Genomic DNA, 23,825 nt, shown 5'->3' with positions numbered 1-23,825 from the left:
CACACGCGCTCAATTGGACACATGATCAGTAACCCCGACCTGGAACTGACGCACGCAGCGCTGGCGTCCAGTACGCTCAGCCACGGCCTAAAGGTCTTGGGTGACCGCTGGACGGTGCAGGTCTTGCTGTCGGCTTTTCTGGGCATTCGCCGGTTTGATGAACTGCAGAGCTTCTCCAGCATTCCCCGCCCTACCTTGTCAGATCGTTTGCGCTCTCTGGTGCAAATCGGAGTGCTCAAAGCCCGTCCATACCAGGAAAAGCCACCTCGCTACGAATACCACCTCAGCCGAAAAGGGCTGGGCCTGTACGACGCCACCTTGATGATTTGGGCTTGGGAAAAAAAATGGGGTCAACGCGCCCAGGACCTGCCCAAAACCCTCTTTCACCAGACCTGCCAACACAGCTTCAGCCCGGAGTTGTGTTGCAAAGCCTGCGGTGAAGAAGTCAGCATGAAAGACTTGGACTACAGCCTGGTGCCCAATGCCCGTCTGCGTCACCAGCCACTGGAAGGCGTGCGTGCGCCGCGCATGTCTGGGCGCGAAGCCACCGAGATGAGTCTGGGGCTGCGCGTGGACCGCTGGAGCTTGTTGATCCTCACGGCGGTGGTGCTGGGATGCCACTATTTTGACCAGATCACACTCGCGCTGGGCATTGGCCCCAAGGTGCTGTCGCGTCGGCTCTCGGACATGATCGAGGCCCGATTGTTGCAATGCGAAACCGATGCCCAGGACGCCCGCAGGCGCCTGTACCGCCTGACCCCCAGCAGCCGCGACCTGTTCGGCTACATCGTTTGCTTGTCCAACTGGGCCGCAGAGTCACACCTGCACGAAACCAGTTCGATCCGTCCGCGCCACCGGGCTTGTCATCACAGCTTTTCTCCCATGGTGGCGTGTGATCACTGTCACCAGAACCTGAACCCCTGGGAAGTCTCCTTCCCGACATCCAACGGAAAAACGCCATGAATGACTTTTGGCTCACCTTTGCCCAGCTGACCGTCAACGGCATCGCCGTGGGGGCCATCTATGCGCTGGTGGCACTGGGCCTTGTGCTGATTTACAAAGCCACCGAAGTGCTCAATTTTGCCCATGGTGACTTGCTGGTGGTCTCGGCCTTCAGTGCCTGGGGCTTGATCACGGTGTGGGGCTTGCCGTTTTGGCTGGCCTTGATGATCACCGTGCTGGGCGTGGCCCTGTTTGCTTTTGCACTGGATGCCTTGGTCATCCGTCGCATTGCAGGCCAGCCGCAATTTGCGGGGGTGATGCTGACCATTGCACTGGCCTTCATGATCCGTGGCGCTGTGAGCATGCTGTTTGGCCCCGAGTCACGCAACTACCCCACACCCTGGAGCCAGCAGAGCACGCAATTGGCAGGCCTGTCGATTGCCAACTTGCAATTGGTCATTCTGGGCGTGTCCATGATGGTGACCTTGGTGCTGTTCTTCTTTTTCCGCTTTACCCGACTCGGTGTGGCCATGCAGGCGTCTTCACAAAACCAACTGGCCGCTTACTTGAACGGCGTGCGCGTCAAGCGCGTGAACTCCATGGTCTGGGCCCTAGGCGGCGTCACGGCAGCCTTTGCAGGTGTGCTGTTGGCGCCCATCACCTTGGTGGACATCAGTTTGTGGTTTGTCACCCTCAAGGCCTTGTCGGCCCTGGTGCTGGGCGGCTTTGGCAGCATTCCAGGCGCGATTGTGGGCGGGCTTCTGATTGGCCTCATCGAACAGTACGCCGGGGTCTACATGCCCGATGGCACCAAAGACATCGTGGCCTATCTGGTGCTGATTGCCGTGCTCATTGTGCGACCCCATGGCTTGCTGGGCGAAGCCCATGGCCGGCGCGTCTGAAACAAGAAAGAACCCCACCGATGCGTTTTGACTACCACACCCAATACCGCGAAGGCTTCGCCCTGTGGCGCAGCCCGTTTGACCGCAACCTATACGCCTTGCTGCTGCTCGTCTTGTGTGCCCTGCCGTGGTTCTTGACGCCTTTCTTGCTCGGCGAGATGGCCTATGTGTTCATTCTGTGCGTGGCCAGCCTGGGCTTGATGTCGCTGACCGGCCTGACCGGACAAGTGTCATTGGGGCATGCCGCCTTCATTGCGATTGGGGCCTATGGCCACGCCTGGTTCCTGTCCAAAGGCGTGCCCTTGCCGGTCTCCATGATGTTGGCCGCAGTGCTCAGCGCCTCTGCCGGTTTGCTGGTGGGCATACCTGCCATTCGGGTCTCGGGTCTCTACCTCGCCATGGTGACCCTGGCCTTTGCCATCATCGTGGAACAGATCATCGGTCACTGGAGTTCGGTCACCGGCGGTTTTACCGGCCTGGCGGTGAATGACCCTGTCTTTCTGGGCCTGTCACTCAGCGGCTCCAAGGCTTTTTATTATTTCTCTCTGATCACGCTGGTGCTGGTGCTGCTGGTCTTGCTCAACATTTTGCGCTCGGGCATGGGCCGCGCCTTGATCGGCGTGCGTGAATCCGAAGCCGCTTCTTATGCCTTGGGCATCCCGGTTGAGCGCATGAAGGCGGGCGCTTTTGCCTTGTCAGCGGGCATCACCGGGCTGGCTGGCAGCATGCTGGCACACCACCTGAAATACCTCACGCCCGATGGCTTCACCTTGCTGCTGTCGCTAGAGCTTGTGTTGATGGTCGTGATCGGCGGCTTGGGCAGTTTGCGCGGCGCGGTGCTGGGGGCAGTTCTCATCAGTTCCCTGCCCACCGCCATCTCCCGCATCAAACCGTTTTTGCCCGATAGCGTGGCCAAACAGTTTGGCCTGGAGACCTTCATCTTTGGCTTGGTGCTGGCCCTTTTTGTGCTGTTTGAGCCCATGGGGCTGAATGGACGCTGGCTCAAGATCCGCAGCCTGCTGGAATCTTTTCCGATCTACCGAAAAGACACCTTCAAGCGCAACAAGCGATACATGAAATCGGAGCGTTACCGTTGAAAACATCCAACGCCACCCCCCCGCTGCTGACCGTGGACAAACTGTCGCTCACTTTTGGCGGCGTGCAAGCCATTGCCGATTTGAGCCTGGAAGTCAGGCCCGGCGAAGTGCTGGCCGTGATTGGACCCAACGGTGCGGGCAAAACCTCGCTGCTCAATGCGGTCACCCGCGTGTTCGATCCCAGTGGAGGACAAATCCACTTCAAGGGCCAGGACCTGACCCAAATGCAGCGCCACCAAATCGCCACCCTGGGCATTGCACGCACCTTCCAGAACATTGAGCTGTTTGAAGCAGCCACGGTGCTGGACAACCTTTTACTCGGACGCCACCGTTTCTTTCAGGGCCATTGGTGGCAACAAGTTTTGCGCACACCGGCCCTGACCCGACTCGAAGAGGCCGCCCACGCCGAAGTGGAAAAAATCATCGACTTTCTGGACCTCACGCCCTGGCGGCATGCGCCCATTGCAGGCCTGCCTTACGGCGTGCGCAAAGTGGTGGAGCTCGGACGTGCCTTGTGCGCCCAGCCAGAGCTCTTGTTTCTGGATGAACCGGCCTCGGGCCTGAACCCAGAAGAAACGCGTGAGCTGGCCTTCTGGATCGACGACATCCGCAGCGAACTGGGCATCACCGTGGTCATGGTGGAACACGACATGTCCCTGGTCAGCGCCGTGGCCGATCGGGTCATTTGCATGGCACAAGGTCGGGTATTGGCACAAGGCAGTCCGACCGAAGTTCAAAGTCATCCGGCCGTGATTGCCGCTTATTTGGGAGCTTGAGCATGAGTGCCTTGCTGGAAGTACGCAACCTGGAAACCTGGTACGGCCCCATTGCGGCCATGCAAGGGGTCAACCTGCAGGTTGAAAAAGGACAAATGGTCACAGTGCTGGGGGCCAATGGCGCGGGCAAAACCACCTTGCTCAACACCTTGGCCGGGGTGATCGACCCGTTCAAAGGCCAAGTTCTGCTGAACAACCAAACCATCCACGGCCTGGACGCCGATGCGGTGTGCCGACGGGGTGTGGTGCTGGTGCCCGAGGGTCGTCAAATTTACCCCTTCCTCAGTGTGCGGGAAAACCTCAACATGGGGGCCTACACACGGCGCGACGCCGATGCGATTCGACAAGACCTAGAGCGCGTTTTTCAATGGTTTCCGCGTTTGTTGGAACGGGCGCAACAACACGCTGGTTTGTTGTCCGGAGGCGAGCAGCAGATGCTGGCGATTGGTCGCGCCTACATGGCGCAACCGCAGCTGCTGATGCTCGATGAGCCCTCGCTGGGTCTGTCGCCCTTGCTGACCAAAGAGATTTTCAACATCATCAGCCGCATCCGCCAGGAAACGGGCACCGCGGTTTTGGTGGTCGAGCAAAACGCCGCCATTGCACTGGCGCATGCGGACTACGGCTACATCATGGAGTTGGGCCGCATCGTGGCGGCCGACAGCTGCGCTGTGCTGAGTCAAAAAGCCGATGTGCGCGAAGCTTATCTGGGCGGTCACAGCACCCAAGGCATCAGCGGCACGTCGCAACGCTGGAAACGCCGCAAAACCTGGCGCTGAAGCCGCACACCATGAACACCGCAGACACCATGAACGCTCCTGCCGCCATCTCTTTTCTGGGCGAAGACACGCCCGCCAAAGTCTTTCGCCAGCGCTGCCGCACCTGGGCCGATCAACCGGCCTTGCGCTACAAGCAAAGGGGCCTGTGGCAAAGCACCACATGGGCCGAATATTTTGCCCGCGCACGGGCAACCGGCCTGGCCATGCAAGCGCTGGGTCTGGAACGCGGTCAAGTGGTCTGCGTTCTGGCCGAAAACCGACCCGAATGGCTTTACGTCGACATGGGTGCCCAATGCATGGGCCTGGTCGGCAATGGCGTCTACCCCACCTCGTCAGCAGGTCAACTGCAACACATCCTGCTGGACTCGGGCAGCCGAATGCTGTTTGTTGAAAACCAAGAGCAGCTCGACAAGGCCATGGAGATTCGCACCCAATGCCCGCAGCTGCAGCGCATTGTGGTGATGGACCGTGAAGGCTTGCGCGGCTTTTCCGATCCGGATGTGGAATTTTTTGATGAATTTCTGGCACGCGGCATGGCCTTGGCCGACACCCGTCAAGCCCTTTTTGAAGCCTCGATCGACAGCACCCAAAGCGAGGACCTGGCTTTTTTGGTTTACACCTCGGGCACCACCGGGGCACCCAAGGGGGCCATGACCCTCAACCGCAACCTGGTCTTTCAACTGAGCCTGGCCACCGACTACCTGGACATCCAGCCGGGTGACAAATCCGTGTCCTTTTTGCCGCTGTGCCACATCGCCGAGCGCATGTCTTCTGTTTACAACCCCTTGGCATTGGGGCTGGTGGTCCACTTTCCGGAAAACTCGGGCACGGTGTTCAACGACATGCGTGAGGTGGCCCCGCATCTGGTGTTTGCACCGCCCCGTTTTTGGGAAAAAATGTACTCCCAAATCGACTTGTTCATGCGCGATGCCATCGCCCCGGCCCGCTGGGCTTACCACACCACACGCGCCATGGGCGCGGCCAGAGTCGAAGCCCAGTTGCAGGGCCAAGCCACCAGACCACCCGGCCTTTTGCTCCAGGCCATGCAGTGGCTGGCCTTGCGCAATGTGCGGATTTTTTTGGGTTTGCAAAACGTCAAAAGTGCACTCACCGGTGCCGCGCCTGTCCCCCCGGATTTGATCCGCTGGTATTTGGGTTGCGGCATCGAACTGCGCGAAGCCTTTGGCATGACGGAGACCACCGGCTTTTGCACCGCCACGCCCAAAGGCGCCATTCGGCTGGGCTGGGCAGGCGTCAAAGCCCCGGGTACCGAAATTCGAATTGGCAAGGACAACGAGGTCTTGGTGCGTGGCCCCAACGTGTTCGGCGGTTATTGGAACCTGCCCGACAAAACCCGCGAAAGTCTGGACGATGAAGGCTGGCTGCACACCGGCGACTGCGGCGAAATCAATGCCGAGGGCTACCTGGCCATTCGCGACCGCATCAAGGACATTTTGATCACCTCGGGCGGCAAGAACATCACCCCCAGCCACATCGAAAGCCTGCTCAAGTTCAGCCCTTACATCACCGATGCCGTGGTCATTGGCGATGGCCGCAAATACCTCACTTGCCTGGTCATGATCGACCAGGAACATGTGGCCCGTTATGCCCAAGAGCACCAAGTGCCCTACACCGACTTTGGCAGCCTCACACGAGCCCCCGAAGTGGTCGCACTGATCCACAGCGAAATCGAACGCATCAACCCGCAACTGGCACGGGTCGAGCAAATCAAGTCTTTCAAAATCATCTCGGAACTGCTCACCGCCGAAGACGAAGAGCTCACGCCCACCATGAAACTCAAACGCAAAGTCATTGCCAGCAAATATGCGGCGTTGATTGACAGCATGTACCCCAACTGAGGTGACCGCTCAGGGTAAGCACGCATGCGTAAACCAGGCCTAGAGACTATCTTTTAACCACCAGGAGACCACCATGAAATTGAACCGAAGACTTCTTATCCTCGCCACCACCGGCTTACTGGCCAGCGGGGTGCAAGCCCAAGCCACTCAAGGGGTGAGCGACACCGAAATCGTGATTGGCACCCACATTGACTTGTCGGGCCCAGCCGCCCCCGGCATGCCCATGCTTCGCAACGGCATGCAACTGCGCGTTGACGAACTCAACGCCGCAGGTGGGGTTCACGGGCGCAAGATCAAACTCATTGTGGAAGACAACGGCAGCCAGCCCCAACTGGCCGTGCGGGCCGTGCAAAAGCTGATCAAGAGCGACAACGTTTTTGCCATCGTCAACCCCTTTGGCTCCGGCCCCAATGCAGCCACAGTCAAACTCGCCAACGACGCAGGCGTCATGGTCTTTGCGCCATGGGGTGCATCGGGCATCATCCAAAAAGTCAGTGGCAACAGCCCGCTGTTGTTCACCACCGTCATGAACTACGACACCACCACCGCCTCGGCGTTGACCTGGGCCGTGAACAACTGGAAAACCCAAAAAATCGGCGTCATCTACCAAGAAGGCCCCTTTGGTGATCTGGTCCGAGGCGGCATCACCCAAGCACTCAAGGGTGGCGGTTTCACTGTGGCGGCCGAAGCGGCCTACAAAGTGGGTGACATCGATTTTTCATCCCAAGTGGCCAAAATGAAGGCTGCCAACGTCGACCTGATCGTGGCCGGCACCGTGGTGCGTGAAACCCTGGGCGTCATGAGCGAAGTGAAAAAACTCAACTGGTCGCAAGTCAAGGTCTTGACCACCATTCCAGGTCGCTCCAGCATCGTCGCCCGATTGGGCAAGGACAGTGTGGAAGGCCTTTATGGCATCGGTGGCTGGAAACTCCACGAGGCCGACAGCAGTGACCCCGTGGCCAAAAAATTCATGGCCGACTTCAAAGCCAAGTTCAACATGGACGCCGATGAGAACGCAGCCAATGCGTACTCCTACACCTCGTGGTTCATTGCGGGCTTGCAAGCAGCCGGGCGCAATCTGACCTCGGCAGGTATGGCCAAGGCCATGCCCGCTGTGGCCCATCAGGACTTCACCACCTTCACGCGCCAAAGCTTCACCAACAACCACGTCGGGCCGGAGATGGTCTCTATCGACCAGATCAAAGGCGGCAAGTGGGTTCAAGTGGCCGCACCCGGCAGCAAATGATGGCTTAAACAAGGGGCGCTCTCGGGCGGCCCCCTTGCTGATCAGGCTACAATCTGGCCCCATGGAAGCGTGGCAGAGTGGTCGATTGCACCGGTCTTGAAAACCGGCGACTTGAAAAGGTCCGTGAGTTCGAATCTCACCGCTTCCGCCAATCACCATTTATAAATGCGCCTTTCGGCGCATTTTTCATTTCTGTAGGCCATTTTGTAGGCCATTTTTTCAACGTTAGCGGAACTGTTCTCGCTCTTTTCTAAAGTGCGCCTGTCGAGTCGTCGGAAGCTTGCGACGTCATTTGTAAGCCCGCCCCCAGCAAGATCGTGGTGATAGTAGTCTCGAACCGAATTTCCCCCGATAGTAGGTGCGCCAGCAGTGATAGTAGACATCTCGGGCTGGGTGATAGTAGTCACCCTTGATAGTAGTTCCGCTGACAAAGGTGGCAGAAGATGGTGATAGTAGCTGCTACCCACCCCCAGTAGGTCCCCCAAGCCCAGGGGGGTGGGGGGATAGCTTCATGGTGGTTCCTCACAGCAAAGGTCAATTTTTTTAGTCCAAATAAGCTGCAGAGAAGTTGAACAGAAGAATCCCTACTCTGCCTCACATGAAGCCTTCTGCCTTTTGTACGCTGCCACCAGATCGCATCATTGATTCCAGCCCTCTTGGGCTGGTAATTCGCGATGGCTTTCCGATTTCACCCGGTCACACGCTGATCATTCCAAAGCGTCACGTTGGCTCTTTCTTTGAGCTTGAGCTTGAAGATCGCTCCGAACTACTGGCCCTTCTCGACAGAGCGAAGCTTTTGCTGGATAAAGAGTTCAGCCCACAGGGCTACAACATCGGCATAAACGACGGGCCAGACGCTGGGTAGAAGGTGTTGCACCTGCACATCCATTTGATTTCCCGGTGTGCAAACGAACGGGCAGACCCCCGTGGCGGTGTCAGGTGGATCACTCCAGAGAAAGCTGATTACTGGAGCCAAAGGTGAAGCCGGAGTTTCAGCTTGCCTTCCTGTCCAAACTCCAACGCCTTTTTGCAGAGGGTGATTTAACAGCCACCTACAAGTTCGCCCTGTTGATCGCCCTCGCAGACTTATCCGTCGAAGTGGGGCGTGACCCCTGATGGCCACCCAAATTCCCCCACTTATGGCCACCTCAAACTCCCCCACCTGAATTGATCGGGGACAGGGTCTCAACGCCGACACCGTCGGCACCTGTGGGCAGGACGCATGTTCTGGCTTTCCTCGAAGGAAGGCCAAGGAGTGAATGTCTTGAAACCCAACCAACGCGCCACCGTCATTACGCTGCTGGAGCGCAACACCCCACAGCGAGAGATTGCCCGCATCACCGGCATCGACCGCAAAACCATTCGCAGCTACCACGCCCGCTGGCTGCTTGATCCTTCAAACTCCCCCGGGGTGGCCACCGGCTCTGAGGCCGTGGCCACTCAAATTCCCCCACCCTGGCCACCGGCTCTCGTTTCCACTTCCTCCAGCCTGTGCGAAGTCCACCGCGTCTTCATTGAGGCCCAACTGCGCCTTCGCCGCAACGCCACCGCCATCTTCCAAGACCTGGTCGATGCCCACGGCTATTCAGGGGCCTACAACTCCGTCAAACGCTTTGTTCGGGCACTGCGCCACAAAGAGCCCGAGCAGTTTGACCGTCTGTCCTTCCTGCCCGGCGAGGAGATGCAAGTCGATTACGGCGAAGGCGCACCGACCTTGGTGCCCGGCACCGATCGCTACAAGAAGCCACGTCTGTTTGTGGCCACACTGCGCCACTCCCGGCGCAGTTTCCGCCGCGTGGTCTGGAAGTCCAGTCAACAAGTGTGGGCCCAGCTGCACGAGCAGGCGTTTCGCTACTTCGGCGGCTGCCCCCAGTACGTGGTGTTGGACAACCTCAAAGAGGGCGTGCAGAGGCCCGATTTGTACGAGCCTGAACTCAACCTGGTGTATGCCGCCATGCTCGAGCACTATGGCGTGGTGGCCGACCCCGCCCGCGTGCGCGACCCCAACCGCAAGGGCACGGTGGAGCACGCCATCGGCCACACCCAAGCCACCGCCTTGAAGGGCAGACGCTTTGAATCGATCGAGGCTCAGAACGAGCACCTGGAGCATTGGGAAACGAATTGGGCCGCCAAGCGCATTCACGGCAGCGAGCGCCAACAGGTGCAGGCCATGTTCGAGGCCGAACGTGCGCACCTCAAGCCCTTACCCCTGCTGGGCATGCAGTACTTCACGCAAGGCGTGCGCACCGTGTGCGACGACAGCTGCGTGCGGGTCGATCACAGCAGCTACGCAGCACGCCCTGCGGCCATCGGCTCCAAAGTGCTGGTGCGCATCTTTGAGCGGCGCATCGAGATCCGGGATGTGCAAGGCGCTTTGCTGCGCACACATGCCAAAGCCGAGCGGCCAGGCTCGGTGGTGCTGCCTGCGGATGAGCGGGTGTTCAACCCATCGCGCGAAACTCGGTTGATCCTTCGCCAGGCCAAAGAAATTGGCGAGCACGCCAGCCGCCTGTGTGAGCTGATGTTTGCAGCCGAAGGTCGGGTGGGCCAAAGAAAGCTCTGGGGCATCGTGGGATTGACCAAACGCTACCCGGCCCGTTGCATTGATGGTGCCTGTGCCCAGGCCTTGGAGCAAGGGGTCTACAGCTACAAACATGTCAAAGCCTTGGCCGAGCGCTTGTTTGACCAAGCCATGGTGGCCATGGACGAGGCAGCCAACATGGTCAGCTCAGTGCACGCTGACACCACGGCCCTTGAGGGCACTTTGGTTCAGCAGCACGAGTTGATCCGCCAAGCCGACGAGTATGCAGATTTGTTCACCCACGCAGCCTTGGTTGCCAGCGCTGTGGTGGCCAAGGCCATGGATGAGAAAGCAGGAGGCCAATCATGAACATGACCGAAATCGACAACGCTTTACGCCAGTTGCGCCTGTCGGGGATGCAGCAAACCCTTTCCACCCGGGCGATGCAGGCCCAGGCCAGCCAGGAGCCGTTTTTGGAGACCTTTGCCGCCTTGCTGCAAGACGAGCTAGAGCGGCGCAACTCCGTCCAGATGGAGCGCCGCTACAAGCGCTCGGGACTGGATGAGATGGCCTCGTTGGCGGACTTGGACTGGCGCTTTAACCCCAAGATACCCCGGGCTGCGTGCTTTGAATTGAACACCTTGAAGTTCATCACCCAAGGGGCCAATGCACTGATTGTGGGCAAACCGGGCACCGGCAAGAGCCATGTGGCCAAAGCGCTGGCGTACCAGGCCACGCTGCAAGGCTACGACGTGCGGTATTTGGAGGCGGACACCGAGTTTGCGCGTTATGCGCTGGCGGGCAGCCAGGACAGGGCGAACATGCTCAAAGAGTGGGTCAAGCCGGATTTGCTGATCGTGGACGATTTGTTTCTGGCCAGGCGGATCACGGCGGAGGCAGCAGAGGCGTTGCAGGCCATCGTGCACCAACGCTACAAGCTGCGCCGAGCCCTGGTGGTGACATCGAACCGGGTGGTGCAGGACTGGGGCAAGTATCTGGGGGATGCCACGATGGCCAGCACGATTTTGGACAGGCTGATGCACCGCTGCGCGATGCTGGAGTTTGAGGGCAAGAGCTACAGGCTCAAGGAGGCGGCGGCACGCTTGGCCATCCAAGCTGAAGGGTCATAATCTGGCAGCGCTGCCTGGGGGAATTTGGGGTGGCCACGGGTGGGGGAATTTGGACTGGCCATCAGGGGCGTGACGACAACGAACCGTTGAAATTGCCCTACCGAAGCATTGGTTTGAAGCTCATCCAACTGTAATGGCAGCAAGCGGTCCCATTTACTGGGGGCGCCATCCTGATGCAAGGCTTGGGCGTCAAGCCCGAGGTGGTGTACGCAGACCTGGGCTACCGGAGTGTGGACAAGGACAAGCCGCACATCGAGATCAAACACCGGGGCAAGGACAAGCGGCTGACCGATGACGAGCGCAGACTGCTCAAGCGAAGACATGCGATCGAGCCGATCATCGGGCACCTCAAAGCTGATCACCGTATGGACCGCTGTCACCTCAAAGGCACAGAGGGTGATGCACTGCATGCGGTGCTGTGCGCGGCGGGATACAACACCCGATGGCTGCTGCGGATAATTGTCAAAAAAGGCCTTGGCCTTTTGTTGTGCCTGCGGCAAGCGAGCGGTTTGACGGGCTTGTTTGGGAAATTGGCCGAAATCTTCGGCCTCAAACGACTGCAAAACTCAGGTCAGCGTTGGGCGTTAGCTTGAAATGAATTTTGCAGTGGCGACTCTTTAGCCACACGGTGAGTCAGAGAAACGGCGAAGTTCGACCAATTTTCATCCATCCGACGCGGATCCTTTCTTCAAGCCGTCTATTTTCCGAACAAGGTGTGCGTTGCCTTCTTGTAAGGCTTGTCGCGCGCTTTGCTTGTCCAGCATTGCTTCTCCTGCGTGCTGCAGGTCAGACCACCGCGCATGGTGAAAATCGTCGGATCGAAGTTTTCTGAGCCCACCTTGCCGATCTCGGCCATCAGCTTCCGCTCGGCCTTCTCGCCCAGGTATAGCTTAGTCAATCCGACCGAGACGCCCATGTGGTCTGCACAAAATCCGGACTGCGGATCGCAGATGGCGCCTTCCTTGAAGTGATATTCGATGCCAGCCCAGGCGGGTATCGTCATGCCCAGGGCAAGACAAATGGCAAGGAAGCGACGCATGCAGATCTCCAATTACCCTGACAATTTTAGAAGGGTTCCGCCAAAAACATTCGCGTGCCCGAGAGGATCGGGCTGATAGCGGAACCATGGAAAGTTCAGGGTGTCATGGCGCGAGCTGCCGACGCCTCAAGCGCCATACGCTCGCCATCAACATCAACAAGGCCAGCGCCGTTGTTGACAAAAACCCCAGGGCGGGCACCGGCGCCGCAACAACATTCAGCGTCATTGTCAGGTTCCCTTGGCTTTGGTTGTAGCCATTGTCCCTGATCACCGTCACCCCATAGGTCCCGGCAGATCCTGTCGGGGTGCCGCTGATTTCACCCGTAACGGCGTTGAGGCTGAGACCCGAAGGCAATGGTGTGGAAGGATCGACGGTATAGGTGGCCGGGGACGGGCCTTCGACAGTCGGGACCAAGGACAAAGCGGTGCCAATCGGTCCCGAGTATGGTGGATAACTGACAGAATTCAGGGGCGGGCTGGTATTGATGCTCACCGCGGATTCCACGAAATCCAGGGACGGCGAGAAGACATTGACCCCCGTGCTGTAGCGAACGACAAGGCTGGAGACACCGCTGCTGTTGGGCGTGCCGGAAATGACACCCGTGGCCGGATTCAGCGTCAAGCCTGCCGGCAGGCTTCCGCTTGCAAGCGAAAAGACGCCGCCTGACCACAATTTATTGACGACCGGTTTGAAGGTGAGCGATTGCCCGATTACGCCCCCAGTATGTGAGGGATAGGCGACAGTAGGCGTTATCCAAAGCGGCAAGAACGCCAGCCGGACTTGATTGGGCTGCGTGCATTGATCCCAGCAAGCCTTCACGGTCACGGTCGGCACTCTTCCCGGCGCCGTGAGCGCTGCGCCGGTAATCACGCCGGTGCCCGGATTGATCGAGAAGCCGGCGGGCAATGGATCACCGCTGGAATCCACGCTGTAGATTGCGCCGGCAGGTATCAGGGACGTGGTCGGCACCACCGACACCATGGTGCCAACGGCGGCCTGCAATACCGAGTAGTGCAGTTGAGGAACCGGCGTGGCCGTATCCTGGATGACCAAGCGGACGTCCGCCTCGGCATAGAAACCGGTCACCCCATCCGTTACGCGGATCGTTACAGTTGTATCCCCGACGTCCGTCGGGATGCCGCTGATCGTGCCGTTGGGGTTGAGGCTCATGCCCACTGGCAAGGTGCCTGAGAACAGGGTGTAGGTCCCGGCGCCGACCAGGCTGTGGATCATCGGCGTGAGAGTGAGCGCGGTGTTACGCGGCCAGGGATTGGGCGCCGCGTAGGTCAAGGTCGGCGGAGACCAGACCTGGCCGTTCGCGGTGCCGGGGAGGCCCGACCCGATGGCATTGCTGGCAACGACCTGTACTTCGTAAGTCGCGCCGGAAATCAATCCAGAAAATACCGCTTGGTTGGTCCCGAAGAGTACGACGTTGCCACCGACGCCCGCACCGCCAACCAGCTTGTAGGTGACGAGGTAAAAAGTGATCGGCGAGTTGCCGTCGAAGGGCGTAGTCCAGTTGACCCTCAGTGTCCGGTCGCCCGGCTGGAGCGTGACGACCGGGGTGCCAGGAGCCGTTATGAGGCCCGTTCTCTTCACCACCGTATTGCTGAGGGGACTCATGCCTCCGGGCGGCGTCGAATAAATGGCTACCATCCTGAAGTCGTAATCGATATTCGGGACGAGCCCATGAACTGTCGCAGCCCTAATGGCCGGGTCAGTAACGAGTGGGCCCTGTAGCCAGGTCGGATCAACCGATTTCTTGTATTCCAACTGGTACCCCGTAACGGAGCCCGTGCTCGGCGGCTTGACAGTGGTCCAGGACAGATCCACCGAATTGACGCCGGCACTGGGCGCATCGAGGTGCGGTTTCTCGGAGACCTGCACGGCTCCGATGTCGCGCTTGCCGTCGCTGCCACAACGCGGATTGCCGAACACATCGGTCGTGATGGGGGAACCGTCTATCGGATTCACCAGAGGACTGGCAAGGCAGTTGATCTTGTTCAGCAAGACGCCCGGCACCTGCGGTGACCAGAGCAGCCGCTGGTCGTATGTTGAAAAGGGGATCAGGCCGAGATCGGAAACGAGGCCGGGGGTGCCTGAGAGCGCATTCGGCAAGAGCGACGCGATGTCGTTGACACCGAAGCTGGCCCTGGGTTGAATCCAGGTATTGGCGTCGCTGGTGGCGGTACCAACAGGATCCCAACTCGGTGAGCCGATCGGCTTGACCAGGGCGGCCTGCAGGTCGGCACCGCCAATGGCGCTGCTCTTGAAGTTCAGAGAGCCGCCTTCAAGAAAGAACGGCAGAGCCTGCCCGGGACAAGCCCCCGCTTTTTCGTAAGCACTCACGGTGGAGCAAGCGCTGACATTCGACGTATAAAAGGTGCTTGCCTCGGCGTCGAATGTGCCTCCAATGTTCTGGATCTGATCCCAGAATATGATGTTTCTTGAAAAGCCAAGGAGGGCTCGGGAAGACCATGCGCTGTTGACGAATTTGGTTACGTTGCCAGCAAGGTTCTGAAATCCACCGGCCTCATGAAAAGTGGACGAAGCGACATTCAGCCGGCCCCCTATTCCTGTATAGATCCACTGGCCGACCTGATAACGCATCTCTACGCGCTCCAGATCGACCCGGGAACCCTGGAGGGCGGAAATGACGGAGGGAGTAGAGGCGGCGTAAAAGCCTGGAGCTGGCTCTCCCCAGGAATCCTCGAAAAGGGTGTCCGCTACCTTGAGCTTGGCGTTGGGATTCACCACGATCCATGTCGGATTGCAGTTCCCAACAGGATAGTTCTCGGAGAAGCGCGAGTTCTTTACCTCCAACTCGGCCCCATCATAGATACGAAACCAAGCGTTCATCCGTTCTACGGTGATGCCGTCGATCGTGACTTTCACATTAGGGTTGTCCCTGCCTCGCTCACCGATCTCGAACAACCAGCCCGAAGGTGCGGCAATCCAGTGATCAAGCGAGGTCGGACAATGTCCTGTGATTTGGTTGCCGATGCCTCCAGAGATGATGTATTGGTGGCTCCTGACCTTCGAACCCTTTCCCGCACCGTCCTTCTTAAACACGATATCGACGGACTCGGTAATCTTCCCGACGTAGAAGTCTAAGTGCTTGGTGCCGGGGGCTGCCCCACACTGGAGGGGGTCGGGGCTGATCACCAACCCCGGATCGACCTCGATCCGGTCCCTTCCGGGATTGCCGTTGGCCGCGAGAATCGCTTGCCTGAGGCTGCCGGCCCCATCGCACTGGTTACTGGTCACAGTAAAGGTGTCCGCACTGGCCTGCTGGGAGAGAGCCAAAAGGAACGCGCAAGCGAGAACCCCAGCGATTGGTGTTTTCATGTTATCTAAATGCTTAATTCATGAAATAGGCAAGTGCAATCAACATTGCCATAATGGCAATGATTCGCCACGCGCTTGCTTGGGAGTTGGAGCCGGAATTCAACAATGTCACAGGCTCTGAGGTGGCCAGAATTGGCTCATCTTTGTTCGGGGCCACCTGTGCCGCTTCCGTTACATCCGAGGGAGGCTCCTCATTGACGAGCTCTAGGTGGTCGAATGCCAGTCCCAGTTTGCGCAGGAGTTTGACCCCAGTCGTGTACTTGATGCTTTCCGAATAAAAGGCCGAGCAACCACCCGTTTCCAGCTCTTGCAGCTGTTTCAAACTCAGCGTGTTCTCCATGGCTAAGGTAGTTTGCTCAAGACCGGCCGCCTGGCGCCCCTCCACCAGCAAACTCGCATAGTCTGCTGACCAGATTTGAGATCTGCTGGTACTGGGCGAAGTCATTTTGATGGGCAATGATTGGTTAAGAATGTCCATTTCTACTACTGTAGTCAAGCAATCCAAGCTAGTGCATGTAACGCGTTACATTCAAGATTGTTTTGAAGGCCTTCACAGTCACCTATGCAATTTCAGTTGTCAGCCCTGATTTTTTTAATGCGCCTTTTTTCTCATGAAGCACCATTCCCTCCAATTCGATAACTCAGTCAAAGCGGTTTTGGGTTCCGAGACCTTCAAGCGGGCTTCAAAAATCTGCAAACTGCTCGAATTCTTGGCAGACAGAACTGCTGCTTTAGGGGCAGAGAACGTCACCGCTCAATTGGTGGCAACCGCGTTCTTTCAGCTCACTGCGCAACAAGCCGAGAAGTCCTCCATTCACCGTGTCCAAATTAGTCGCCTCAAGACGCTACTAACTGACTTCTACCGGCAAGAGGGACGCAACCAAAGCTGGCAATTGAGCATCCTTGCAGGTTGTTACGGCCTTGATTTGGTGCCCAGTGCGGACGACCAATCCAATTTTTCGCCGCGTCTGGCCATCATTCCGTTTCAGAACCTGGGAGGAGACTCTTCGCAGCTGGAGATATGCATCGGTATGGCGCATGACTTGATTCACATGTTGGCGCAGACCCGTACGCTGAGGCTGATTTCTATGACCCATCAAATGGACTATTCAGAAGCCTCGCGTGCCAAGTTTTTATCGGCCGCGAATGAGAACGCCGATTACGTCTTGGATGGCTCCGTCCGGTTCAAACCCGGAGGGTATGAAATCTTGTCCAAACTGACGGATGTGAAGACTTGCCAAGTGATGTGGTCACAAAAATTCGAGCTCCCAAGCGATCCATCTCAGTTGTTCGAGTTTCAAAATGAAATCGCCCTCAAGATTGCAGCTTCGCTGGCTACGCCTTCAGGGGTCATTTCACGCCTGGTTCGAAACAAGCCCTCAGACGGGTCGGCTTATGCGGCCGTTCTCCACTTTTATGCCCACACTGAAAAGTACACCCCCCAATCGCATGCGATTGCCAAAGCGTCTCTGCTGTCAGCAGTCCAAAATGCACCGCTGTATGCAGAAGCCTGGGCTTGCCTGTCTGGTATTCACTGGAACGAGCATGTCTTCGGTTTTGAAAAGGCTCTTACGCACAGTAAGGCCTTGAACGAATCCATCCGGTGCGCCATGCATGCTTTGACGTTGGCCCCGGACTGTGTTACAGCCATCTACGCATTGGCGTCATCGCATTATCAAAGAGGCGAAAAATCACTATTTAAAGAATATTCAAGCAAAGTATTGAAGCTGGCGCCTTACAGATCAGACATCATGGCAGGGATCGGGGTGTTCACTGCATGCAATGGGGACTGGGAGGATGGCCTCGTGCTCATGGACCGCGCCCGGGAACTCACCCCATTGCATCCAGATTGGTACTGGCTCCCGTATTACGCCAACGAATACCGTCAAGGGAACTTGGACAAAGCGCTGAATTACCTTTCGAAGGTCAATCCACAGACATTTCCGCAAAGTCTGCTGTTTTTTGCAGCCATTCAAGCTCGGCAAGGTAAATACCCTGCTGCGCTGAAGACGTTCAGTGCCTTGAAAAAAATCTTTCCTGATCTTTCTGAGAATCTTCCAACTTATCTGCAACGTCTGTTTCCACATCACGAGATGGGTCATCTGTTGCTTGCCGACTTACTTGATCTACAAGCGGAGTCTGCAAGTGAAACTGGTAGCGGCTTGTCCATGCCGAATTTGTAATGTCTGTTAACGGCCGACTTCTGTCCGACAGCACATATGACCCGATGACCGCTCACGCAGACATCCACCCCAGCTCAACGTTTGTCCACTTTGGGTCGAATTCTGCTAGTCAATTTTTACTCAATCGTTGAGTTGCCCTTTGCGCCTATTTTTCAACGTCGGACTGGTACCACAAAGCGCAGAAGCTCTGACTACCGTCATTCCAGTTGCGGCGGCGCTCATAGCCCAGCCGTCTTAGCGCTATACCCAGCTCGCCTGGATGGCATTTCCCGCGCCATTTGCCTGCCAGCATGGTTCGAAGTGCAGGCAGTGATAGGCCTTGGCTCTTGATCTCTGCGGGGATGGTTGCCAGCAGCTTGGCAAGGCGGTCCTCCAGCGGGGTGAGGCGCTCGGTCCACTCAGCCTCAGATTTTTGGTTGCTGGCCTCGCGGGTTGCTAACTTGTTGGAAATTTGGGTTTCGGATTGTGCGCGGACGGAGTCCATATAAGTGCTCATTTTTACCTCCTGTGGTGATAACATGTTTTCCGGCATGGGACGATAACTTCTGTCGGTTTTGTCACTGGGCAACCCCTGCCACCCGTGAAATCCACCAACGAAACTTAAGCACTGACAAAAATGCCATACGGCTATTTAATTGATCAGTCACTTTTGTCAGTTCATAGAAGATATTGAACTTAAAGAGGGGCGGTAGCCCCTCTCCACTGACAAAACTGCCATTACCCCCCAGTTGCCACCTTTGGGTTGATCATGAACCGCACGGTCGGCCGCCCATCATTTGCACTGACTTTGTCGTCACGAACCGCACGCAGCCACCCCAAGTCTTGAAGAACTTCAGTTGCTTCAGTTGCCTCCTTGACCGTGGCGAGTAGTGACCAGTTTTTTCGGTACACATTGCGGACAGTAAAACCGTCCTGCAGGTCACCCTGCTTTATGTGCTTTGCCAGAGCCTTAGCTGCATCTTTCGATCCTGCTGTTACAGCTGCGTAAGCACGCTCAGCATGCGACAACAGAAATTTCTTCCACGCAATGGCACGTTTCAGTGAATCAATTCCGATTCCCCCGGTGCTACCAACAATCAAATGGTCCAAAAGTGCGAGTGCAGGCACAAGCTTTCGGTATTTGCTGATGTGCGACTCCATGAAAGGAGAGTTGACCCCATTGCGTAATTCGTTTTCCAACGCAGTCCACCATAAATTAAAGCGCTCCTGTGCTTCCTCTGTGAACTGCAAAACTGGGATGCTGTCTGTGTAGACTTGCCTTGCGCCTAGGGATATAGGGTTTAAAACAGCTAGTCGAAAAAAAACATCGTTTGCTGCGTCTGCAGCAGCTAGGTCCACCTGACGGTCGACCATGTTCCACTTTTCGTTCAAGTCTGGATAAACAAGCAACTGCAGTCGTTGAGCAAGCCCATCGTCGCCTTTCCCGCCGGTTACGGCTGAGTGCAGATACTCACGCAACTTTGTTGGCTGAAGTCCCCCGAGCAGTGAAATGGATAACCGTGGAATATGTAGCGTCCCGCGTTCTACACGATCGAAGGTGTAGCTTTGCTTGCCGTTCCATGCCTCCAAATAAAAGGCTCTTGCAGCTTCCTGTCCCTTTTCATCAAGGCGAACCAGCAGACCGGAGAGTTCGTCTTGAAATACCAGTACACCGTGCGGGTTGCCTGATAGTACTTGGCCAAGTTTTTGATAAGTTGCATCGTTGAGTAGATGTCGCGGTGGCTCAGGTTTTTGTGGTTCAACCGGGAGTTGATTGATTGAAACGCCGGCACCCTTTTTGATCTGTGCTTCAAGCTGTTTCTTCGTTGCTTCATAAATCATCCGATCAATTTCATACTTTGCCAACGTCGTAGCAAAGGCCGCCTGAGCAGTAGATTCCAGCTTCCGTACGGGTGCAAGGACTTGATCAAGTGCTGGCGACTTCATGACTCCAGGTCGACCAACTACGGCACCCCATAAATTCGGCACCTCTACCCAACCAGTGTCATGCTTTTTAGGCTGCACCCCGATCCGATTACCAACTACAGCGCCTGCGCCTACCAGTGCACCAACTGCAAGATATTCAATAGGGCATTGCATACGCTCGGCGATATCTTTGATCCAAGGTGCAAAGACATCGGGAAGCAAACGCTCGTCAAACTTAATCACACCTGGCAATGAGGCGCTGATTTCTGTCGGGTCAGGCCACACTTCTGGTTCGTTTGCTGAGGTTTGCTGATATCTGCGTGAGCGATCGAGGACGACCTCTTCGTCGAGGGGTGGTGAAATATGCAACTGGTTGTAATCGAGTAACGTTCGCTCGACTGTTGACTGATCAAGCCCCTTGCCCCGCAGATGCCCAGCGTACCGTAGGATGTAATCCTCACGTCCTTGGCCATCCGAGATCTGGTCGGGGATTGTGAAAACTCCGGTATTGGCTGCTGGTTTGGTGTTCACTATGCCCCCAGTGGACTGCTTGCCAATCGGGTTCAGGGCCAAATCAGTCAGCCACTTTGGCGCGGGAGCTATCCAATCAAGCTGGGGCAGCCCCTCGCCCTGCCACGTGTAGAACTTGCCATTTTCATGTCGGCTTGGTGCAGCAACAACATACCCACCGTTAGCTCTGATATCAATGCCAGGTGCAATGTTTCCAGCGCGACTTTTGATGTCAAGCTCTTGCGTCTGCCGAAATACATAGTGCGCACCGTTACCGGTAGTCTGTGTGAGCGTTTGAGGCAATACTCCGTATTGAGCTTCAAGTGCCTGGAGCGATGTTGCCCCTCCGTCCCGGTCATCTCGATCGAGGACAAAGATACCGCTCACCCAGCCCGTAGCCAAGCCAAGGTTGTAAAAAGTGTTGGTGAACCACTCGCGAATTTGCTCCACGTCAGAGCTGGCATCACGATGCCCATGAGGTACCAAACGTGAAAAGGGATGCTTACCGGGTTTGCATTTGGGGTTGACGGAGGAACCACCGCATGAGCACGCGCCAGCTGGCGTAATGTAGTGCAGGGGGAAAACACGCATCCCCAGCGATGCATAGTTCAGAGCGTGGTCGAGTGTCGACATTTGGATCATGGTTTTAAGCCTTGCTTTCTGAGACGCAAATTTGTTCGCTAATAGGGCGCGGCGTTGGCGGCGTCAGACCCTCTGATAGGTAGATCTTTTTAAGAATTCTTAAAGCCTCTTCGGTGGAAAATGCCCGCCCACGTTCTGCTAATTCCATTACGAACGTGACAAGACGCCCTTCGGGAGTTGACATATTCACGCAGCGGCTAAACAAGGTTTCGTTCGGTTTCAGGTGCCAATGCTCAAGACGCAACCCTGCATAGCCTTGGTTGTGTATTTCGACGAGTGTCTCCAATGCCTGCCGAGTGGCGCGTTCTGATGGCCACAATGTTGAATCAACTACCTCTGCTGCGTATGGATCGCCTGTTATGGGGTGAATCCCAATTGCAATTCCTGAGGCCGTTATTTTGTTCATGCCTTCACTCCTTCGAACTTGGATGAAAGCCACTGGTCAACCAGGGCAGCATCCCAGACGCTGACGCGCTCTGAGAGCTTTACAGGTCGTGGAAATTTTTCGGCTTGGATGAGGCGATACAGGTGTGTTTTGCTAACCCCTGTGCGTTCGATAACACTGTCGATGCGCAAGGCTTTGCGCGGAGTGATGTGCTGTTCCATGAGACTCCTTGGTTGAAAGAGTCCTCATGATTTCGCTAATATTTTTTAACCCAAGTGCTATTTGGCCAATTCAACTCTTCGCTTGGTGATGTACCTGCGAATTGTTCTTTTACTTGGTGCTGGTGAATCGTTTTTAGGCCAAGATTCGAACGTTAGTTTCGCAGCTCGATTCATGGATTCGTCGGAGTAGTCATCGACAATCTTTGCAGCAACAAGCTCCCATATTGGCGTTGATTCGCCCTTTGCCTTTCCTCCTTTTCTTCCCATCTCTCTCATGGATGGCAATCGTGCATCTACCGCCAAAATTTCGTTTTCCGTTATCCCATCGCACGCACCGTTCATAAGCACTGCAGCCTCTGAAAATTTAATGCGTAGACTCTTGCGGTAAGGCTCCACTTTTTCCACTGTGGCATTCAAATCTTGTAGAACGATCTGCCAGATCTCGCTCTGGTTACCACCACGACCGCGCACTCGATCTCTTATGTAGGCTGGCGGATTTTTGAGCGTCCCTATTTTTGGTGGGCGTCCTCTCAGTTTGGCACTCATTAGCTACCCCCACAGTAATTTGCCCAGTCATTCATCATGTGAAAGCGCTTGTCGAGCATGTCTCCTCGACGGTACGCAGCCTCCACCTTATTGCTGATGCTGTGCGCCAGTGCGAGCTCACAGGCCTCATTGGGGTAGTTCGTTGTCTCGGCTAGCCAGTCCCTGAAACACGACCTGAAACCGTGAACCGTGTATGTGTTGCCACTAGACCTACGCAAAACGGCGGTCAAAGTCATGTCCGAAAGAGGAGTGTTCGGCTTGCTGCTCGGGAAAACGAGGTCTGCGCCATCTAGGCGCGGAAGGGAAGTGAGTAATTCAACCGCAACTTCCGAGAGTGGCACACGATGTTCCTGAGCCATCTTCATTCTCTGGGCCGGTATCACCCAAAGTTTGCAGCCGAGGTCGATTTCATTCCAAACAGCCCCACGGATTTCACCGGACCTGCAGGCTGTCAGGATTAACAACTCAAGTGCTTTAGCACCCATCCCGCTACGCCCCCTCAGTTCTTTCATAAAGCCCGGTAGCTCTTGATAGGGCATTGCAGGATGATGCGTGACTTTGGCCACTTTGCTGGGCTTCGCCAGTGAGTGTTCCAGATGGCCCTTCCAGCGGGCCGGGTTCTCTCCTTGTCGGTATTTGTTGAAGGTTGCCCAGTCAAGCACCGACTCGATCCGTCCTCGCAGCCTTTTTGCTGTCTCTGTTTTTGTGTTCCAAATCGGCGTGAGCACGTTCAGAATCAAAGCTTCATCGATTTCACCTACGGGGATATCTCCAAAAACCGGGTATGCGTACTGGGCCAGTGTGTTTGTCCACTGCTGCGCATGCTTCGGGTTTCTCCATTCGCTCTGGTGAGCATCAATGTATGTCGTTGCACATTCTCTGAAGGTCTTGGTGCGCCGTTGCCCGAGGCGTTGCGCCATGCGTGCTTCTTGACGGAAGGTGAGTGGGTCTGAGGGGGCGGTGGGGTGTTTGAGTTGCTCACGCAATTCAGCCGCTCTTTTTCGGGCTTCGGCCAGTGGCACTGCGTGCAAAGGGCCAAGCCCCATCTGCCTGCGACCGCCCACAGGCGATGTGAACCGAAAGACCCATGACTTGCTAGCGCCACGGACCAGCAGGTAGAGGTTCCCCCCATCGGCGTGGATGCCGTCCTTTAGGTGCTTGAGTGCCACTGCTGCCAGCTTGCCTGGCATGTGATTGGTCTTTCCCATGTCCCCGATCCTGTGAGCCATTCTGTAGGCCATATGTTAGGGGATGATGTGGAATTACAAGGGTCTACCTGAAACTAAAATTGAGCTAAGTATCTGTCGAGTAATATATTTATTTGATTTTTAGACTGTATGGGACTTCATGGTTATGGCGGATGGTTTCCACCGCTTCCGCCATCTAAGAACCCTAAGTGATTGATTTACTTAGGGTTTTTTCAATTGCACTCAATAAAAGATACACTGAAAGATACACTTTTTCACTGCTTACTTGCTTAATAAATAGGCAAAACTCACAAGATTAACACTTGCAGTTAACTAGGACAAGAGTAATTTTGGACTGCTTTGTCAGTGTGTTTTGAAAATTGACTCGACTGAAGCAAGTACTCACAAAAAGCGCATTAGAGCGACTTTTTTGTGGGACTTTGCACTCTATCTGTGTGGAGTGAATTTGATAGATTTCCTCACTAGTGTCCCAACGTTGGGAAGAGGTTTTGTTGAATAGGGTGTTGGCCGATTTCAGGCCCATCCTGCAGTTTGCCCAGCAGGGTTGATATTGGTGTGGTTTCAAACATATTCAGGTCTAGCACT

Annotated in this window: 20 protein-coding genes, 1 tRNA gene and 1 pseudogene; 13 read left to right on the top strand and 9 right to left on the bottom strand. The window is 56.2% G+C overall.

From position 1 onward, the window contains the following. Positions 1–21 precede the first annotated feature (21 nt). The 12 genes and pseudogenes from B9Z49_RS16340 to B9Z49_RS22270 all read left to right on the top strand — a co-directional run. Entirely contained in the window at positions 22–963 is a 942-nt protein-coding gene (locus B9Z49_RS16340) for a helix-turn-helix domain-containing protein (protein WP_108354500.1), read from the top strand. Then, positions 960–1,844, top strand: a complete 885-nt coding sequence (locus B9Z49_RS16335) for a branched-chain amino acid ABC transporter permease (RefSeq protein WP_108354499.1) — start codon at positions 960–962, stop codon at positions 1,842–1,844. Before B9Z49_RS16340 ends, B9Z49_RS16335 begins: the two co-directional genes overlap by 4 nt. Positions 1,845–1,864: 20 nt before the next feature. Then, positions 1,865–2,941, top strand: coding sequence for a branched-chain amino acid ABC transporter permease (locus B9Z49_RS16330; RefSeq protein WP_108354498.1), 1,077 nt, complete (start codon positions 1,865–1,867; stop codon positions 2,939–2,941). After that, positions 2,938–3,717, top strand: a complete 780-nt coding sequence (locus tag B9Z49_RS16325) for an ABC transporter ATP-binding protein (protein WP_199225087.1) — start codon at positions 2,938–2,940, stop codon at positions 3,715–3,717. The genes B9Z49_RS16330 and B9Z49_RS16325 overlap by 4 nt, the downstream gene beginning before the upstream one ends. 2 nt (positions 3,718–3,719) lie before the next feature. Then, a complete protein-coding gene (locus B9Z49_RS16320) occupies positions 3,720–4,496 on the top strand; it encodes an ABC transporter ATP-binding protein (RefSeq protein WP_108354497.1) in 777 nt (258 codons plus the stop codon). A gap of 11 nt (positions 4,497–4,507) precedes the next feature. After that, positions 4,508–6,355 carry a long-chain fatty acid--CoA ligase gene (locus B9Z49_RS16315; RefSeq protein ID WP_199225086.1) on the top strand — a complete coding sequence of 616 codons (1,848 nt, stop codon included), beginning with the start codon at positions 4,508–4,510 and terminating at the stop codon, positions 6,353–6,355. A 73-nt stretch (positions 6,356–6,428) separates the two neighbouring features. Beyond that, complete coding sequence (locus B9Z49_RS16310; RefSeq protein WP_108354496.1) at positions 6,429–7,601, top strand: ABC transporter substrate-binding protein; 1,173 nt, start codon at positions 6,429–6,431, stop codon at positions 7,599–7,601. Between the two features lie 63 nt (positions 7,602–7,664). Further along, a tRNA-Ser gene (locus B9Z49_RS16305) sits at positions 7,665–7,752 on the top strand. Between the two features lie 447 nt (positions 7,753–8,199). Next, positions 8,200–8,466: an HIT family protein gene (locus B9Z49_RS16300; protein ID WP_233254669.1), complete on the top strand. Its 267-nt coding sequence runs from the start codon at positions 8,200–8,202 to the stop codon at positions 8,464–8,466. A gap of 357 nt (positions 8,467–8,823) precedes the next feature. Beyond that, positions 8,824–10,491 carry an IS21 family transposase gene (gene istA / locus B9Z49_RS16290; RefSeq protein WP_233254668.1) on the top strand — a complete coding sequence of 556 codons (1,668 nt, stop codon included), beginning with the start codon at positions 8,824–8,826 and terminating at the stop codon, positions 10,489–10,491. Further along, entirely contained in the window at positions 10,488–11,252 is a 765-nt protein-coding gene (istB, locus tag B9Z49_RS16285; protein WP_108354495.1) for an IS21-like element helper ATPase IstB, read from the top strand. The genes istA and istB overlap by 4 nt, the downstream gene beginning before the upstream one ends. Positions 11,253–11,455: 203 nt before the next feature. Then, a pseudogene (locus B9Z49_RS22270) lies at positions 11,456–11,845 on the top strand (transposase); the annotation flags it as partial. 104 nt (positions 11,846–11,949) lie between these two features. Here B9Z49_RS22270 and B9Z49_RS16275 read toward each other — a convergent pair. The 3 genes from B9Z49_RS16275 to B9Z49_RS16265 all read right to left on the bottom strand — a co-directional run bounded on the left by B9Z49_RS16275 (position 11,950) and on the right by B9Z49_RS16265 (position 16,118). Continuing rightward, complete coding sequence (locus B9Z49_RS16275; RefSeq protein ID WP_108354494.1) at positions 11,950–12,291, bottom strand: YcgJ family protein; 342 nt, start codon at positions 12,289–12,291, stop codon at positions 11,950–11,952. A gap of 103 nt (positions 12,292–12,394) precedes the next feature. Further along, positions 12,395–15,640, bottom strand: coding sequence for a putative Ig domain-containing protein (locus tag B9Z49_RS16270; RefSeq protein WP_108354493.1), 3,246 nt, complete (start codon positions 15,638–15,640; stop codon positions 12,395–12,397). Between the two features lie 13 nt (positions 15,641–15,653). Then, positions 15,654–16,118: a hypothetical protein gene (locus B9Z49_RS16265; protein WP_108354492.1), complete on the bottom strand. Its 465-nt coding sequence runs from the start codon at positions 16,116–16,118 to the stop codon at positions 15,654–15,656. A 133-nt stretch (positions 16,119–16,251) separates the two neighbouring features. Between B9Z49_RS16265 and B9Z49_RS16260 the strand changes: the two genes are divergently transcribed. Next, positions 16,252–17,823, top strand: a complete 1,572-nt coding sequence (locus B9Z49_RS16260) for a hypothetical protein (protein ID WP_108354491.1) — start codon at positions 16,252–16,254, stop codon at positions 17,821–17,823. Between the two features lie 145 nt (positions 17,824–17,968). Here B9Z49_RS16260 and B9Z49_RS16255 read toward each other — a convergent pair whose 3' ends face one another. The 6 genes from B9Z49_RS16255 to B9Z49_RS16240 form a co-directional block, all read right to left on the bottom strand. Continuing rightward, positions 17,969–18,319: a hypothetical protein gene (locus B9Z49_RS16255; protein WP_146188549.1), complete on the bottom strand. Its 351-nt coding sequence runs from the start codon at positions 18,317–18,319 to the stop codon at positions 17,969–17,971. Between the two features lie 221 nt (positions 18,320–18,540). Beyond that, complete coding sequence (locus B9Z49_RS16250; protein ID WP_108354489.1) at positions 18,541–20,880, bottom strand: DUF3987 domain-containing protein; 2,340 nt, start codon at positions 20,878–20,880, stop codon at positions 18,541–18,543. A 4-nt stretch (positions 20,881–20,884) separates the two neighbouring features. Further along, complete coding sequence (locus tag B9Z49_RS21655) at positions 20,885–21,286, bottom strand: hypothetical protein (protein WP_146188548.1); 402 nt, start codon at positions 21,284–21,286, stop codon at positions 20,885–20,887. Beyond that, entirely contained in the window at positions 21,283–21,486 is a 204-nt protein-coding gene (locus tag B9Z49_RS16245) for an AlpA family transcriptional regulator (RefSeq protein ID WP_108354488.1), read from the bottom strand. The genes B9Z49_RS21655 and B9Z49_RS16245 overlap by 4 nt, the downstream gene beginning before the upstream one ends. Positions 21,487–21,543: 57 nt before the next feature. Further along, positions 21,544–22,032 carry a hypothetical protein gene (locus B9Z49_RS21650; RefSeq protein WP_146188547.1) on the bottom strand — a complete coding sequence of 163 codons (489 nt, stop codon included), beginning with the start codon at positions 22,030–22,032 and terminating at the stop codon, positions 21,544–21,546. After that, a complete protein-coding gene (locus B9Z49_RS16240; protein WP_233254667.1) occupies positions 22,032–23,240 on the bottom strand; it encodes an integrase arm-type DNA-binding domain-containing protein in 1,209 nt (402 codons plus the stop codon). The genes B9Z49_RS21650 and B9Z49_RS16240 overlap by 1 nt, the downstream gene beginning before the upstream one ends. Positions 23,241–23,825 lie beyond the last annotated feature (585 nt).

The sequence above is a fragment of the Limnohabitans sp. 2KL-51 genome, assembly GCF_003063645.1.
In the GTDB taxonomy this organism is placed as follows: Bacteria; Pseudomonadota; Gammaproteobacteria; order Burkholderiales; family Burkholderiaceae_C; genus Limnohabitans_A.
Note: the sequence above shows the minus strand (reverse complement) of the source record. Positions and strands in the feature narration are given on the sequence as shown.

What these genes read in the sequence shown, in the direction of transcription:
- B9Z49_RS16270 (WP_108354493.1), bottom strand. Translation starts at nt 15,640, where the DNA reads ATGAAAACACCAATCGCTGGGGTTCTCGCTTGCGCGTTCCTTTTGGCT.
- B9Z49_RS16250 (WP_108354489.1), bottom strand. Translation starts at nt 20,880, where the DNA reads ATGATCCAAATGTCGACACTCGACCACGCTCTGAACTATGCATCGCTG.
- B9Z49_RS16340 (WP_108354500.1), top strand. Translation starts at nt 22, where the DNA reads ATGATCAGTAACCCCGACCTGGAACTGACGCACGCAGCGCTGGCGTCC.
- B9Z49_RS16310 (WP_108354496.1), top strand. Translation starts at nt 6,429, where the DNA reads ATGAAATTGAACCGAAGACTTCTTATCCTCGCCACCACCGGCTTACTG.
- istB (WP_108354495.1), top strand. Translation starts at nt 10,488, where the DNA reads ATGAACATGACCGAAATCGACAACGCTTTACGCCAGTTGCGCCTGTCG.
- B9Z49_RS16330 (WP_108354498.1), top strand. Translation starts at nt 1,865, where the DNA reads ATGCGTTTTGACTACCACACCCAATACCGCGAAGGCTTCGCCCTGTGG.
- B9Z49_RS16260 (WP_108354491.1), top strand. Translation starts at nt 16,252, where the DNA reads ATGAAGCACCATTCCCTCCAATTCGATAACTCAGTCAAAGCGGTTTTG.
- B9Z49_RS16275 (WP_108354494.1), bottom strand. Translation starts at nt 12,291, where the DNA reads ATGCGTCGCTTCCTTGCCATTTGTCTTGCCCTGGGCATGACGATACCC.
- B9Z49_RS16300 (WP_233254669.1), top strand. Translation starts at nt 8,200, where the DNA reads ATGAAGCCTTCTGCCTTTTGTACGCTGCCACCAGATCGCATCATTGAT.
- B9Z49_RS16240 (WP_233254667.1), bottom strand. Translation starts at nt 23,240, where the DNA reads ATGGGAAAGACCAATCACATGCCAGGCAAGCTGGCAGCAGTGGCACTC.
- B9Z49_RS21655 (WP_146188548.1), bottom strand. Translation starts at nt 21,286, where the DNA reads ATGAACAAAATAACGGCCTCAGGAATTGCAATTGGGATTCACCCCATA.
- B9Z49_RS21650 (WP_146188547.1), bottom strand. Translation starts at nt 22,032, where the DNA reads ATGAGTGCCAAACTGAGAGGACGCCCACCAAAAATAGGGACGCTCAAA.
- B9Z49_RS16320 (WP_108354497.1), top strand. Translation starts at nt 3,720, where the DNA reads ATGAGTGCCTTGCTGGAAGTACGCAACCTGGAAACCTGGTACGGCCCC.
- B9Z49_RS16255 (WP_146188549.1), bottom strand. Translation starts at nt 18,319, where the DNA reads ATGAGCACTTATATGGACTCCGTCCGCGCACAATCCGAAACCCAAATT.
- B9Z49_RS16265 (WP_108354492.1), bottom strand. Translation starts at nt 16,118, where the DNA reads ATGGACATTCTTAACCAATCATTGCCCATCAAAATGACTTCGCCCAGT.
- B9Z49_RS16315 (WP_199225086.1), top strand. Translation starts at nt 4,508, where the DNA reads ATGAACACCGCAGACACCATGAACGCTCCTGCCGCCATCTCTTTTCTG.
- B9Z49_RS16245 (WP_108354488.1), bottom strand. Translation starts at nt 21,486, where the DNA reads ATGGAACAGCACATCACTCCGCGCAAAGCCTTGCGCATCGACAGTGTT.
- B9Z49_RS16335 (WP_108354499.1), top strand. Translation starts at nt 960, where the DNA reads ATGAATGACTTTTGGCTCACCTTTGCCCAGCTGACCGTCAACGGCATC.
- istA (WP_233254668.1), top strand. Translation starts at nt 8,824, where the DNA reads ATGTTCTGGCTTTCCTCGAAGGAAGGCCAAGGAGTGAATGTCTTGAAA.